General features: G+C 72.8%; 13 protein-coding genes. 9 read left to right on the plus strand and 4 right to left on the minus strand.

What is annotated here, in order from left to right; genetic code table 11:
* The first annotated feature begins 85 nt into the window (after nt 1–85).
* Both AB0B55_RS04950 and AB0B55_RS04955 read left to right on the plus strand, forming a co-directional pair.
* A complete protein-coding gene (locus AB0B55_RS04950) occupies nt 86–952 on the plus strand; it encodes a hypothetical protein (RefSeq protein WP_357118964.1) in 867 nt (288 codons plus the stop codon).
* 291 nt (nt 953–1,243) lie between these two features.
* The gene (locus AB0B55_RS04955; protein ID WP_357170463.1) at nt 1,244–2,545 is read left to right on the plus strand and encodes a hypothetical protein; all 1,302 of its coding nucleotides are present in this window, start codon (nt 1,244–1,246) and stop codon (nt 2,543–2,545) included.
* A gap of 110 nt (nt 2,546–2,655) precedes the next feature.
* Here the strand turns inward: AB0B55_RS04955 and AB0B55_RS04960 are convergent, their stop codons facing one another.
* Together AB0B55_RS04960 and AB0B55_RS04965 are read right to left on the minus strand one after the other, a co-directional pair.
* Entirely contained in the window at nt 2,656–3,003 is a 348-nt protein-coding gene (locus tag AB0B55_RS04960; RefSeq protein ID WP_357118958.1) for an Lsr2 family protein, read from the minus strand.
* A gap of 155 nt (nt 3,004–3,158) precedes the next feature.
* A complete protein-coding gene (locus AB0B55_RS04965; protein ID WP_357118955.1) occupies nt 3,159–3,767 on the minus strand; it encodes a response regulator transcription factor in 609 nt (202 codons plus the stop codon).
* A gap of 98 nt (nt 3,768–3,865) precedes the next feature.
* On the opposite strand from AB0B55_RS04965, the gene AB0B55_RS04970 reads away from it, so the two are divergent.
* The 5 genes from AB0B55_RS04970 (at nt 3,866) to AB0B55_RS04990 (ending at nt 8,814) form a co-directional block, all read left to right on the plus strand.
* Entirely contained in the window at nt 3,866–4,591 is a 726-nt protein-coding gene (locus tag AB0B55_RS04970; protein ID WP_357170466.1) for a HAMP domain-containing sensor histidine kinase, read from the plus strand.
* An 85-nt stretch (nt 4,592–4,676) separates the two neighbouring features.
* Nucleotides 4,677–5,546 (plus strand): manganese catalase family protein, encoded by an 870-nt coding sequence (locus AB0B55_RS04975; RefSeq protein ID WP_357170470.1) that lies wholly within the window; start codon nt 4,677–4,679, stop codon nt 5,544–5,546.
* Between the two features lie 82 nt (nt 5,547–5,628).
* Nucleotides 5,629–5,910 carry a hypothetical protein gene (locus AB0B55_RS04980; protein WP_357170473.1) on the plus strand — a complete coding sequence of 94 codons (282 nt, stop codon included), beginning with the start codon at nt 5,629–5,631 and terminating at the stop codon, nt 5,908–5,910.
* 37 nt (nt 5,911–5,947) lie between these two features.
* Nucleotides 5,948–8,278: an endopeptidase La gene (gene lon / locus AB0B55_RS04985; RefSeq protein WP_357170476.1), complete on the plus strand. Its 2,331-nt coding sequence runs from the start codon at nt 5,948–5,950 to the stop codon at nt 8,276–8,278.
* A 131-nt stretch (nt 8,279–8,409) separates the two neighbouring features.
* The gene (locus AB0B55_RS04990; protein ID WP_357118941.1) at nt 8,410–8,814 is read left to right on the plus strand and encodes a DoxX family protein; all 405 of its coding nucleotides are present in this window, start codon (nt 8,410–8,412) and stop codon (nt 8,812–8,814) included.
* Nucleotides 8,815–8,861: 47 nt separating this feature from the next.
* Here AB0B55_RS04990 and AB0B55_RS04995 read toward each other — a convergent pair whose 3' ends face one another.
* Together AB0B55_RS04995 and AB0B55_RS05000 are read right to left on the minus strand one after the other, a co-directional pair.
* Entirely contained in the window at nt 8,862–10,580 is a 1,719-nt protein-coding gene (locus tag AB0B55_RS04995; protein WP_357118938.1) for a DEAD/DEAH box helicase, read from the minus strand.
* Nucleotides 10,581–10,652: 72 nt separating this feature from the next.
* The gene (locus AB0B55_RS05000; RefSeq protein WP_357170479.1) at nt 10,653–11,552 is read right to left on the minus strand and encodes a DUF6010 family protein; all 900 of its coding nucleotides are present in this window, start codon (nt 11,550–11,552) and stop codon (nt 10,653–10,655) included.
* A 131-nt stretch (nt 11,553–11,683) separates the two neighbouring features.
* Between AB0B55_RS05000 and AB0B55_RS05005 the strand changes: the two genes are divergently transcribed.
* Together AB0B55_RS05005 and AB0B55_RS05010 are read left to right on the plus strand one after the other, a co-directional pair.
* On the plus strand, nt 11,684–12,838 hold the full coding sequence (locus tag AB0B55_RS05005; RefSeq protein ID WP_357170482.1) for a histidine kinase: 1,155 nt from the start codon (nt 11,684–11,686) through the stop codon (nt 12,836–12,838).
* On the plus strand, nt 12,835–13,440 hold the full coding sequence (locus AB0B55_RS05010) for a response regulator transcription factor (RefSeq protein ID WP_357118929.1): 606 nt from the start codon (nt 12,835–12,837) through the stop codon (nt 13,438–13,440). The genes AB0B55_RS05005 and AB0B55_RS05010 overlap by 4 nt, the downstream gene beginning before the upstream one ends.
* Nucleotides 13,441–13,471 lie beyond the last annotated feature (31 nt).

Consider the following 13,471-nt stretch of genomic DNA (forward strand, 5'->3'; position numbering starts at 1 on the left):
GCGGCCGGCGGGCCGCGCCACCGGAACGGGTGATCGACCGCCTAGACTCGGCGCGGTTCGACCGACCGGCGGATGGATCAGGCAGATGACGAGCACCGACGAGCGCGGCTGGCTGCGGGCGTTGCCCGCCGATGGTGGACGCGACGCGCTGTTCAGCCGCGCCGGCCACCGGGTGTACGGGACGCGTCGGCTCAGCGAACTGGTGCAGGGGCGTCCGCCGGGTGTGACCGGCAGCCAGTGGGGCTCGGCCAGCCGAACGGCGTTCGACCTCGTGGTCTGCGCGCCCGACACCCAGCGGCCGGTCGTCGCCGTGACGATCGGACCGGTCCCGCTGCCCGGGTCGGCCGAGCAGCGCGCCGAGCGGCTCGCCGACGCCGTGGGCGCGGCCGTCGGCCTGCCCGTGCTGCGCATCGGTTCGCCGACGTTGCGGGCCGCCGAGCATGGCCGGCGTCTGATCGAGTACGTGCTCGACGCGCGCGCCTACGCGGCGGGCGGCACCGGGGACGAGCCCGCCCCGGTGGGTTTCCGCGACATCCTCGGTCGGCTGCCCGACGGGCGGACCGGCCCGGTGAACGACCTCGGCGCGTTGACCCGGGCGGCGGCCGTCGAGGCGTACGTGGCCGGGCAGCTCGCCGACCCGATCGTGCGCGGGCTGCACGTGCGCTGGATCGAGGGTCCGGCGCAGGGATGGAGCTGGGTCCAGCCGCGCCTGGACGGCTGCCTCGTCGAGCGAGTGTCGATCACCGCGCAGCGATTCTCGTGCGGTGTCGACGAGGCCCGCCTGGCCGAGGACCTGGCGGCCGTCGCGATCGGTGAGCGGCTGCGCGTCGCCCGGTCGGCGGACCCGGGCCTGCTCGCGCGTGCGGACCTCACCGCCGAGATCGCCGCGCTGAGCCGCCGCCGCGACGAGCTGGTGGGCGGTTTCGCCTTCGATCACCTCTGCGTGGACTGACCGCGACTCTCCGCTGCCCAAGACCGCTCGGCTCCCGATCCGTTCGGGTGCCGAGCATTTTTCTGTGGGGTGGTTGAACCTTCCCCGTCGCCGTCCCGTACTCCTGCGCGAATGAAGAGGATCTCCCCAACCGCGTCGATCGGGCGCGGGCGACGGTGCGGAAAGGGCATCGTCGGCCGTCGACACGTTACCGGGTAGGTCGCGGTGGCCGCCACCGTGGCGTGCCATCTCACATCCGTCGGTCCGCCGAGGGCAGGAATCCACTACCGGATCGAGAAGGAGAGCAATTCGATGCGCAGGTCCACTCGGGCGCGCCGGTCACCCGGCATCGCGCGGAGCAAGCGTCTGCTGGCCGTTGTCGGCACGCTGGTGGTCTTCGGTGGAGTAGTCGCCGTCACCCAGATTTCGTCGGCCCAGGACCGGCGGACGAACAAGCCCCGGCCCGTCGCCGGGCAATGCGTGGAACCGAGCCCCGGCTCGACCGCGCCGAGCGGCACCTCGACCAGCCGTACGTGGCAGAACGGTCGGTGGGTGCGCAACCACTGGGGTGACGGTCAGGAGTCGGTCGCGGAGTGCGAGGACGGTAAGGACGGCACGGTCGGCACCGGCTCGGCCATCGCCTGTCCGGATGTTCTGTCCAAGCTGCCGCAGGTGCCGGAGCGGGCGCGTGCCGAGGTCGACCGTAACCTCGCGCAGTTGCAGACCCAGATCGCCGAGGCCGACCGCCGGCTCGCCGCCGAGGGCAACAAGGGTAAGGCGTTCATCGACAACGCGATTCTGCGGCCGTTGGCCGACAAGCGTAAGGCGGTGCTGGACCGCATCACGACCGCCATCGACCGGGTCGGGCCCCGCCCGCAGGGCCTGGCGCAACTCGCCCAGTGTCAGGTGCAGCCGACCGGTAACAACAACGGTGGCGGCAACAATGGTGGGAACACCGGCGGCGGTACCAACAACGGTGGGAACACCGGCGGTGGCAACAACGGCGGTGGGAACAACGGCGGTGGGAACACCGGCGGTGGCAACAACGGCGGCAACGCTCCCGGCGCTGGCCTCGGTGTGCTGGCCAACAACTGCGACGAGAGCAAGTTGGAGCCGCACAACGGTTTCCAGCTCGGCAACCGTTGCGTGAGCACCGAGTTCGGTGAGGTCGGCGCCGCCGCCAACAACCCGTCGCTGCTGATCACCCAGTTCCCGCAGCAGGTCGGCCGCAACCAGCCCTTCACCCTGCGGGTCAGCACCAAGAACCTGGTCCGGGACCGGTTCCTGGCGGCCGGCCAGGGTGGCTACTACGTGGAGAGCTCGCTGCTCAACGCCCAGGGCCTGGTCCGGGGTCACTTCCACACCGCCTGCCGGATGCTGGACAGCCTGACCGCGCCGCCCGAGCCGCAGGAGGTGCCGGCGTTCTTCGTCGCCACCGAGGACGGCCGCGGTGGCGCCCAGCCGGACGAGGTGACCATCCAGATCCCGGGTCTGCCGGAGTCGGGCACCGCGCAGTGCTCGGTCTGGGCCGGTGACGGCTCGCACCGTCTGCCCATGATGGAGCGGGCCAACCAGACCCCGGCGTTCGACTCGATCCGCGTCACCGTCAACTGACCGGTCGATGAGCGGCCGGCCACCCGGGTGGACAGCACCCCGGGTGGCCGGCCGCGCACACAGCGACGGGGTCCCGCCGTTTTGGCGGGACCCCGTCGCTGTGCCGTGCGTCAGCGGTTCTTGTACGCCTCGACGACCTCGACCGGGATCCGGCCCCGCTCGGAAATCTTGTAGCCGTTCTTGACGGCCCATTCCCGGATCGCCCGGTTTTGTTCGCGGTCCATTCCCGCGCCGGTGGGTCGCCCCGGCCGCCGAACTGCCCGCGCGTTCTCCGCCGGGCCTCGGCCGATCCGCCGGCCCGCATTGATGTATGGGTCCAGCGCCTTACGCAGGACACCCGCATTCTCGTCCGAGACGTCGATGGTGTACGCGACGCCGTCGAGACTGAACTCGACCGTCCGATCGGCCTTCCCGCCGTCGAGGTCGTCGGTCAGCACCGTGATTACTTTTCTCGCCATTGCCGATTACTCCCTGTGTGTGGCGGGATGTTTCCAAAGTCTGACCTATCACCCGGGGAATCCGCAACAATGTGCGTGCCATTCATTTCGGCGCGTCGCGATTGAGTGGGCCACAAAACAGCGAACTGGCCGTAATCGCAGGTCCCGGTGCGGTGTCAATCGGTGAGCAGACCGGCGTGGCCGGCGACCGCCGCCGCCTCCGCCCGGTTGGCGACCCGCAGCTTGCGCAGCAGAGCGGCGGTCATTCGTTTCACCGTCCGTTCCGACACGTGCAGTTCCTCGGCGATGTCGACGGTGCTGCGCCCGATCGCGATCGCCCGCAGCAGACGGCGCTCCTCGGCGTCGAGGTCGACGGACGCCGTCCGGGCGGGTCCGAGGAGGGCGCGCAGCAGTTCCGCCGGCAGGACTGCCCAGCCGTCGAGGATGGCCAGCAGCGGGGGTAGCAGCTCCTCCGGTTCGCTGGTCTTCGGCAGAAATCCCTCCGCGCCGGCCCGCAGCGCCTCCAGTGCGGGCGCTGGGTCGGTCGAGCCGGACATGGCGACCACCCGTACGCGGGGGGTGGTCCGCCGGATGGCGGCCACCGCCCGGACGCCGCCGGGTGGTGGCATGTGCAGGTCGACCAGCGCGAGGTCGGGATGGCAACGACTGATCATGCCCGCCGCCGCGGCGGCGTCGCCGGTCGAGCCGACCACCTCGGCGCGTCCGTCGGTGGTCACCGGAAGCAGCAGCTCCAAGCCACGGACGAACAGGGGGTGATCGTCCACGACAGCGAGTCTGAGGTTGGGGGCGTCCGGCATGTCTGGGCCGTTCCCCAGCGGGTACCGATCATGCGGGTATGCACCGATCGGGGGGAGTCGGATGGATGCGCGCACGCCAGGTGTGGCAGGGCCGGTTGCGAGGATTGCGACGCGCCGGGTCCGGACCGGGCATCCCACCGGAGGTCGACGCGGACCTGCTGCTGCGGGTGTTGTGTCACGAGTTCCGTACCCCGGTCAGCGCGCTGACGTCGTTGACCCGGGCGCTGGCCGATGACCACCGGCCGCTGACCGGCGCGGACCGGCGGGCGGTCATCGCGCTGGCCCGCGACCAGGCCGTCCATCTGCAGGGCCTGCTCCGCGACGCGACGGCCGGCGCCGGCGCGCTGACGCCGGTGGCCCAACCGGAAGCGACCGTGCCCCTGGCCGGCCTCCTGCGTGAGGCGGCCGCGTTCGTGCCGGCGGGCCGGCGTCGGGTCCGCGCCACCCGACGGGCGGCCTGCTGGCCGGTACCGGCCGGCCGCACCCGGCAGGTGCTGGGAAACCTGGTGGAGAACGCGCTGCGGCACGGGCCGGCGAACGGGCGGGTCGGGCTCTACGCCGCGCTGCGCGGCCCCGGCCTGAGCATCGTGGTCACCAATGAGGGGCGGGTGGACGACGGGCTGCTGGTGGCGCTGCGCCGTCCGGCCCCCGTGGTCGGCATGTCCGGGCTGGGGTTGTGGATCGTGCGGCACCTGGTGGCCGCCGACGGGGGAGCGCTGCGGGCGCACCGGTTGCGCCCGCGGGGCGTGGCGCTGGAGGTGCTGCTGCCGGCGGTCGGACCGCTGCGCTGACCCGTGCGGGACACGCATTGGCCCGGCCGGGTCAGCGGGATGGGAATCGTCCTTGGCGCCAGCAACCCGGTGCCGAGGAGGTCGGATGTTCAGCCACGTCAAGGACCTGCAGTTCGAGGCCAAGCCGGACGCTCCGGACGCCGCGTTCGCCCGCCGTCTGCAGGAGGTGCTGGGTGGCAAGTGGGGCGAGATGACCGTCGCCAACCAGTACCTCTTCCAGGGCTGGAACTGCCGACTCCCCGGTAAGTACAAGGACCTGCTGCTCGACGTCGGCACCGAGGAGGTCGGCCACGTCGAGATGATCGTGACAATGATCAGCCGGTTGCTGGACAGCGCCCCGCTGGCGCTGTCGGAGGCCGTCGCGGACAACCCCGGGGGCGGGGCGGTCTACGCCGGGTCAAACCCGGCGCACTTCATCCACGGCGGGGGCGGGGCGCTGCCCGTCGACGCCAGCGGGGTGCCCTGGAACGGCTCGTACGTCACCGCGAGCGGCAACCTCCTGGCCGACTTCCAGCTCAACGTCACCGCCGAGGCGCAGGGCCGGTTGCAGGTCGCCCGGCTGTTCAACATGACCGACGATCCCGGGGTCAAGCAGATGCTGCGCTTCCTGCTGGCCCGCGACACCATGCACCAGAACATCTGGCTGGCGGCCATCGAGCAGCTCAAGGAGGACGGCCTGGAGGAGATGCCGGTGCCGGAGGCCTTTCCGGACTCGGCGGAGTTCACCGACGAGTTCGGCTACACCTACCTGGGCTTCTCCTCGGGCGTCGACGCCGCCCAGCGGCGGTGGGCGTCCGGGCCCGCGCCGGACGGCAGGGGCGAGTTCCGGTACGACGACAACCCGCGCGCGAACGCCCCCGAGCCGGTGCTGCCGCCCGGTGACCCGCGGCTCTACGGCACCAACCCGGACCCGGCCGGCGGCGTCGTGAACACCGTCAAGAGCAGGCTCACCTGAGCTTGTCCCGTCGGGTCGTCCGGGTCCCGCACGGGCGGCCCGACGAGACCGCCCGCTCACCGGAGAAGACGAGGAGAAGCGCATGTCTGTCGTCGCGCCCGCCCGCGAGTCCGCAGCGGTCCCGCTGTCGCGTACCCGGGTGAAGTTGGCCGTCTGCACAGTGCTGACCGCGCTCGCCGTCGGAGTCGGACTGCCTGCCCGGGTGGTCCTCGCGCTGGCGCTGACCAGCCTGGCCATCCCCGTGGCCGTAGCGCTGGCCGGGGGCGGCCTGGCGGTTCGCGAGCTGCTGCTGCCGGCTCGCCGCCGGGCTCCGGACAGTGGCCTGGGTCACACGCCGGAACAAGGGGAACGCTTTGTTACTTGAGTGAGACACGCTCAACTCAATGGATAGCAGGTGTTCGATGGCAACTCTTCCGGTACTGCCCCTGACCGACGCCGTGCTGCTGCCCGGCATGGTCATCCCGGTGACCCTCGACCCGACCACCCAGGCCGCCATCGACGCGGCGCGGACAACCGGCGACCGCAAGCTGCTGGCCGTCCCGCGGATCGACGGCGAGTACGGCCCGATCGGCGTGGTCGCCACCATCGAGAAGGTCGGCCGGCTCCCCGACGGTGAGCCCGCCGCCGTCGTCCGTGGCCTGTCCCGCGCGCGCATCGGCTCCGGCGTGCCCGGTCCCGGCGCGGCGCTCTGGGTCGAGGCGACCGAACTCGACGAACCCGCTCCCGCCGGCCGCGCACGTGAGCTCGCCCGCGAGTACCGCGCCCTGGTCACCTCCGTGCTCCAGCAGCGGGGCGCCTGGCAGGTCATCGACGCCGTGGAGCGGATGACCGACCTCTCCGAGCTGGCCGACTCGGCGGGCTACGCGCCGTGGTTGACCCTGGAGCAGAAGACCGAACTGCTCGCCGCGCCGGACGTCACCGCCCGGCTGGAGCTGCTGGTCGGCTGGGTGAAGGACTACCTGGCCGAGCAGGAGGTCACCGAGCAGATCAACAGCGACGTCCGCGAGGGCCTGGAGAAGTCGCAGCGGGAGTTCCTGCTGCGCCAGCAGCTCGCCGCGATCCGCAAGGAACTGGGCGAGGACGAGCCGGACGGCTCCGCCGACTACCGCTCCCGGGTGGAGAGCGCCGAGCTGCCCGACAAGGTCCGCGAGGCGGCCCTGCGCGAGGTCGGCAAGCTCGAGCGGGCCAGTGACGCCTCCCCGGAGGCGGGCTGGATCCGTACCTGGCTGGACACCGTGCTCGAGATGCCGTGGAGCACGCGTACCCAGGACAACACCGACCTGGCCGCGGCCCGGGAGGTGCTCGACGCCGACCACGCCGGTCTGTCCGACGTGAAGGACCGCATCCTGGAGTACCTGGCCGTGCGGAACCGGCGTGCCGAGCGCAACCTCGGCGTGGTCGGCGGTCGAGGCTCCGGCGCGGTGCTCGCCCTCGCCGGCCCTCCCGGGGTCGGCAAGACCAGCCTCGGCGAGTCCGTGGCGCGGGCCCTCGGGCGTAACTTCGTCCGGGTGTCGCTCGGCGGCGTCCGCGACGAGGCGGAGATCCGCGGTCACCGGCGCACCTACGTGGGCGCGCTGCCCGGTCGGATCGTCCGGGCCCTGCGCGAAGCCGGCTCGATGAACCCGGTCGTGCTCCTCGACGAGGTGGACAAGCTGGCCGCCGGCTACGCCGGTGATCCGGCCGCCGCCCTGCTGGAGGTGCTCGACCCGGCCCAGAACCACACCTTCCGGGACCACTACCTGGAAGTCGACCTGGACCTGTCCGACGTGCTCTTCCTCGCCACCGCCAACGTGGTGGAGTCCATCCCCGGCCCGCTGCTGGACCGGATGGAGTTGGTCATGCTGGACGGGTACACCGAGGACGAGAAGGTCTCCATCGCCCGCGACCACCTGCTGCCCCGGCAGCGGGAGCGGGCCGGGCTGACCGACGACGAGGTGACCGTCGCCGACGCGGCGCTCGCGCTGATCGCGGGGGAGTACACCCGCGAGGCCGGTGTCCGGCAGCTCGAACGGGCCCTGGCCAAGATCCTGCGCAAGGTGACGGTGACGCTGGCGACCGACCCGTCGCCGGTACGCGTCGACACCGACAACCTCAGCGGCTATCTGGGGCGGCCGAAGTTCACCCCGGAGTCGGCCGAGCGTACGGCGGTTCCCGGTGTCGCCACCGGGCTCGCGGTGACCGGCGCCGGCGGCGACGTCCTCTTCATCGAGGCGACGAGCATGGAGGGCGAGCCGGGACTGACCCTGACCGGTCAACTCGGTGACGTGATGAAGGAGTCGGCGCAGATCGCGCTGTCGTACCTGCGCTCCAACGGGCGACGGCTCGGCATCGACCCGAACGCCCTGGCCGGGCGGCGGATCCACGTCCACTTCCCGGCGGGCGCGGTGCCCAAGGACGGCCCGAGCGCCGGCATCACCATGGTGACGGCCCTGGCGTCGCTGGTCACCGGCCGCCCGGTCCGTCCCGAGTTCGGGATGACCGGTGAGGTGACCCTCTCCGGTCGGGTGCTGCCGATCGGCGGGGTGAAGCAGAAGCTGCTCGCCGCGCACCGGGCCGGCCTCACCGAGGTGATCATCCCGGCGCGCAACGAGCCGGACCTGGACGACCTGCCGGCCGAGGTGCGCGAGGCGCTGACCGTGCACACCCTGGCCGACGTGGCCGACGTGCTCGCGCTGGCGCTGCGCCCGGCCGACGTCCAGGCGCTGGACGGACCGGCGCTCTTCACGGTCTGACAGTCCACCACGGTGACCCCCGCCGTCCGTCGACGGCGGGGGTCATCGGCGTCCACGCATCGAAGGCTAGTGTTCCGCTCGAAGCGTCGACCACCTCTCCGCCGCGAGGCGGTGCCCCCGGAGGTAACCCCGTGAATCTCGTGCTCGGGATCATCCAGATCCTGCTCGCTGTCGTCTTCGCCGGCGCCGGCCTGGCCAAGCTGACCCAACCGAAGGACAAGCTGCGCGAGATGATGCGGTGGGTGGACCCGGTCCCGCCGTCGCAGGTCAAGGCCCTCGGCGCGGTCGAGGTGGCCGCCGCCCTCGGGCTCGTGCTGCCCGCGTTCACCGGCATCGCCACCGTCCTCACGCCGCTGGCCGCCGTCGGGCTGGTCATCGTCATGATCGGCGGCATCCTCGTGCACCTGCGCGACCGGAAGAAGCGCGACACGGCGGCCGAGCGTCGGCTGGAGATCCAGGGCGCGATCACCTGCGCGGTGCTGCTCGTCCTCGCCGCCGTGGTGGCGTGGGGACGCTTCGGCCCGTACTCCTTGTGAGGGCCCGTCGGCGACCGCCGTACCCAGGCGGTCGCCGACGGCTCAGCTCAGCGCTCGTCGCGTCCGCGGTCGCGGCGCACGGTCGCCTTGCGGCCCTTGATCGTGCTCTGGCGCAACCCGGAGATCACCTCATCGGCGACGCCCTGCGGCACCTCGACCAGGGAGAACCGGTCCGCGATCTCGATCGAGCCGATGTCCCGGCCCCGGATGCCGGTCTCGCCGGTGATGGCGCCGACCAGGTCCTGGGGGCGTACGCCGGCCCGCCGGCCCAGGCCGACGAAGACCTGGACGGTGTTGCCGCCGACGCGCGGCCGGCCGCCACCGCGCCGATCGCCGCCCCGCCCACCGAACTCCGGGCGACCCTCGCGCGGGGCGCGGACCGGAACCTGCGGAATCTCCTCCTCGTCGTCGGAGCCCGGCGACGTCACCTCGTGGGCCAGCTTCACGGCGGCGAGGGCGACCTCCATCAGGTCGAACTCGTCGGTCAGCGTCTCCACGATCACCCGGTACGGGTCGAGGTCGTCCTCCAGCAGGCTCTCGCGCAGCGCCGCCTGCGTCAGCTCCAGCCGGCGGGTCCGCATGTCCGCCACGGTCGGGATCTTGTCGATGGTGATCCGCTGGCCGGTCACCCGCTCGATGGTCTTGAGCATCCGGTGCTCGCGCGGCTCGGCGAGGGTGATCGCCACGCCCTCGCGTCCGGCCCGACCCACCCGACCGATGCGGTGCACGTACGACTCGGGCGCCGACGGCACGTCGTAGTTGACCACGTGGGTGAGCTGTTCGACGTCCAGCCCACGGGCCGCCACGTCGGTCGCCACCAGCAGATCCGCCGTGCCGGCCCGCAGCCGGCCCATCACCCGGTCCCGCTGTTCCTGGCTCATCCCACCGTGCAGCGCCTCGGAGCGGTAACCCCGGCCGTTCATCGTCTCGGTGAGCCGGTCCACCTCCTCGCGGCTGCGGCAGAACACGATCGCCGCCGTGGGCGACTCCACGTCGAGGACCCGGCCCAGCGCGGCCGGCTTGTGCGCGCGGGTCACGATGTACGCGCTCTGCCGGACCCGGGGCGCCTCGCCCGCCACCGGCTGCTCCCGGCCGATCTCGATGCGTACCGGCTCGGTCAGGTGCTGGCGCGCCATCCCGTCGATCCGCGACGGCATGGTGGCCGAGAAGAGCACCGTCTGCCGCTCGGCGGGTGCGTGCTCCAGGATCGCCTCGATGTCCTCGGCGAAGCCCATGTCGAGCATCTCGTCGGCTTCGTCCAGCACGACGGTGGCCAGGCCGCTCAGGCGCAGGGTGCCCCGGGCGATGTGGTCCAGCGCGCGCCCGGGGGTGGCCACGACCACGTCGACGCCGCTGTCGAGCGCCCGCAACTGCCGGCCGATCGGCTGCCCGCCGTAGATCGGCAGCACCCGTGCGCCCAGGTCCTTGCCGTACCGGTGGAACGCCTCGGACACCTGCACCGCCAGTTCCCGGGTCGGCACCAGCACCAGCGCCACCGGGTCCCCGCCGTCGCGGTGGGCCGGCATCCGGTGCAGCAGCGGCAGCGCGAACGCCGCCGTCTTGCCGGTGCCGGTGGCGGCCTGACCCAGCAGGTCCCGACCCTCGATCAGCGGTGGGATGGCCTCCCGCTGGATGGGCGTCGGCTCCTCGTAGCCGAGGGCGGACAACGCGCCCAGCAGTTCGTCGCGTAGCCCCAGGTCCGTGAACGCGGTCACGTCGGGCTCGCTGGCGGTCGGTGCGTCGTGCTGTGCAGGTGCGGAACTCATGTGCCAAGCCTTTCATCACCCCGTCGGTGCCGCTGCGCCGACCGGCACAACACGCCCGGCGCCCCGTGCGCGTCAGGCACCCGTGGTGAGGATGGCCAGGATCATGACGCCGGCCAGCACCACGTCGAGCACCCCGCAGAACTCGGCGTACCCCCGTGGCACCACCCGCCCGGTGCGGTGGTGGATGACGTCCCAGCCGGCGTGTGCCAGCCACCCCAGCGCCACGAGCCACGCCGCGGTCCGCCCCCCGACGGCGACCGCCGCCAGCGTCAGCGCGACCCAGACGGCCAGGCCGGCCAGTTGGGTGGCGAGCACACCCGGCCCGCGCAGCGTCCGCCGGGCCAGGCCGATCAGCAGGTACCCGCCGGGCAGCACCAGCATCGTCCACGGGCTGAGCACGCCCGGGTCGACCCACATGTCGACGGTCACCAGCAGCGCGAGGCCGGCCGGCCAGCGTCGGGCGAGCGCCACCACGGCCGGGTGGTGGCGTACCGCCGTCGGTGTGTGGTGCTGGTGGCGCAGCGCCACCAGCACCATGGCCGGCACCATCAGCAGGTGTCCGCCGCGCATCAGTGCGTCACCGTCCAGCAGACCGGTCCAGAAGGGGACGAACAGCAGCAGGAACGGGACGTACATCGCGGCGGCCATCTCGACGCATGCGGGCCAGTGGTGTCCTCGGTAGCGCATCCACACGGTCATGCCGATGGTCATGTTGGTGGCCATCACCAGCGCGGCGACCTCCGGGCGGCCCAGCGTCGCGCCGATCCCGAGCACGGTGCCGGCCGCGTCCCAGAGCGGGCCGAGCAGCAGCATCCCGACGAACATGGCGACCGCCATCTCGCCGAGGTGCCACAGCCATCCCCGGCCGCCCCCGGTCGCCGTCGGGACCGGGGGCGCCGGCGGGGTGGCCGGCAGCGGCTCGGGCAGCGGTACGACGGGTGCGGTGTTCGCGTACATCTGTGTCTCTTCCATGCCTCGACCCTGCCGTCGGCGCGGCGCAGGGGGCAGGTGTGTCCGTCACCGGAAGTTCGTGCGGGCCGCACGGTCCGACCGTGACATCTCGCAGGGGTGGACCGTGCGCGGGGCGGTCCTAGGATCGACGCGTGGTGAGCGAGGCAGACACAGTCCGGGCGGACCGCCGGCTGCGCCGTGCCCGCCGGGCGACGCTGCTGTCGCTCGTCACCGGCGTCTGGGCGAGTGTCCTGCTGCCCGCGGTCGGCCTCGCCCGTGAGCCCGATCCGGGTCGGGCGGCGCTCGGCGCGGCCGGCGTCCTCGCCTTCGTGTTCGCCCAGACCGCGGTGCTGTACGCGGCCGTGACACCGTGGCTCGACCCGCGCCGGCGTCGCCGCTTCCACCTGGCTCTGGCCGGGGCGGCCGTGCTGACCGTTCCGCTGGTGGGGCCGGTGGCGGCCGGCGCCTGGCCGACGTGGGCCTGGCTCGGGGCGGCGCTGATCGGTATGGCGCCGCTGCTCGTCCGGCCGCGGGCCGCGTTCGCGGTGGCCGCCGCCGTCCTGCTGGTGTCGGTGGCCGTCGCCGAATGGACCGGCGGTTCAGTCGCGCGCCACCTCGCGGTGACCGGTGGGGTCGGGGTGGGCATCGCCGCTCTCAACGGCTTCCAGGTCTGGTTCTGGGATCTCCTGGTGGACGCGCGGCAGGGCCAGGCCGCCCAGGCCCGGCTGGCCGCCGCCGAGGAACGGCTGCGCTTCGCCCGCGACGTGCACGACGTCCTGGGACACCGCCTCACGGTGATCGCCCTGAAGGCCGAACTCGCCGCCCGCCTCGCCCCGATCGACCCGGAGCGGGCCGGTCGGGAGGCCGCCGAGGCCCAGCGACTCGCCGCGTCCGCGCTGACCGAGGTACGCGAGACCGTGCACGGCTACCGCGTCGTCGACCTCGACGAACAGCTCACCGCGATCGTGGGGGTGCTGCGGTCCTGCGGCGTACGGTGCACCGTCCTGCCGCCGCCGGCGGACCTGCCGCAGTCCGTCGCCACCGAACTGGCGGCGGTGCTGCGCGAGGCCGGCACGAACGTGCTGCGGCACAGCCGGGCCGACTGGTGCCGGATCCGTATCGGCCGAGAGGGCGACGTGGCCAGGATGACGGTGGTCAACGACGGTGCCGACGACCGGGGCCCGGACGCGCACAGCCATGGCCTGCGCGGCCTGGCCGACCGGCTCGCCGCTGCCGGAGGCGAACTGCGGGTACGCCGCGAGGACACCGTTTTCACCCTCGAGGCCACCGTGCCGGTGCCGACGTGATCCGCGTCCTGCTCGCCGACGACGAGGATCTCATCCGCGTCGCGGTCGGCGCGCTGCTCGACCTGGAGCCGGACATCGAGGTGGTGGCACACGCCCCCGATGGGCCGACAGCGGTCACCGCGACGCTCGCCCACCGCCCGGACGTGGCCGTGGTCGACCTGGAGATGCCCGGCCTGGACGGCATCGCGGTGGCCGCCGAGCTGTCCCGCGTCCGGCCCGAGTGCGCCGTGGTGCTTCTCACCGGACACGGCCGGCCCGGTCACCTGCGGCAGGCGCTGACCGCCGGTGCCCGGGGCTTCCTGCCCAAGGGCTCGCCCGGTGGCGCGCTCGCCGACGTGATCCGCCGGGTACATGCCGGCGGCCGGTACGTCGACCCGTCCCTGGCCGCCGACGCGTTGACGCTGCCGGCGTGCCCGCTGACGCCCCGCGAACTGGAGACACTGCGGCTGGCCGAGTTCGGCGCGCCGGTCGCCGTGATCGCCCGCCGGGTGCACCTGTCCACCGGCACCGTGCGCAACCACCTCTCCGCCGCCGTGCAGAAGCTCGGCGCGACCGACCGCGCGGAGGCGGTACGGACCGCCCGGGACAACGGCTGGCTCTGACCTGTCGTCAGCCCTTGCTCTGCTTCACCCC

It is taken from the genome of Micromonospora sp. NPDC049107 (assembly GCF_040648595.1).
In the GTDB taxonomy this organism is placed as follows: Bacteria; Actinomycetota; Actinomycetes; order Mycobacteriales; family Micromonosporaceae; genus Micromonospora.

Coding starts and splice junctions, on each gene's coding strand:
- AB0B55_RS04950 (WP_357118964.1), top strand. CDS start 86: ATGACGAGCACCGACGAGCGCGGCTGGCTGCGGGCGTTGCCCGCCGAT.
- AB0B55_RS04955 (WP_357170463.1), top strand. CDS start 1,244: ATGCGCAGGTCCACTCGGGCGCGCCGGTCACCCGGCATCGCGCGGAGC.
- AB0B55_RS04960 (WP_357118958.1), bottom strand. CDS start 3,003: ATGGCGAGAAAAGTAATCACGGTGCTGACCGACGACCTCGACGGCGGG.
- AB0B55_RS04970 (WP_357170466.1), top strand. CDS start 3,866: ATGCGCGCACGCCAGGTGTGGCAGGGCCGGTTGCGAGGATTGCGACGC.
- AB0B55_RS04975 (WP_357170470.1), top strand. CDS start 4,677: ATGTTCAGCCACGTCAAGGACCTGCAGTTCGAGGCCAAGCCGGACGCT.
- AB0B55_RS04980 (WP_357170473.1), top strand. CDS start 5,629: ATGTCTGTCGTCGCGCCCGCCCGCGAGTCCGCAGCGGTCCCGCTGTCG.
- lon (WP_357170476.1), top strand. CDS start 5,948: ATGGCAACTCTTCCGGTACTGCCCCTGACCGACGCCGTGCTGCTGCCC.
- AB0B55_RS04995 (WP_357118938.1), bottom strand. CDS start 10,580: ATGAGTTCCGCACCTGCACAGCACGACGCACCGACCGCCAGCGAGCCC.
- AB0B55_RS05000 (WP_357170479.1), bottom strand. CDS start 11,552: ATGGAAGAGACACAGATGTACGCGAACACCGCACCCGTCGTACCGCTG.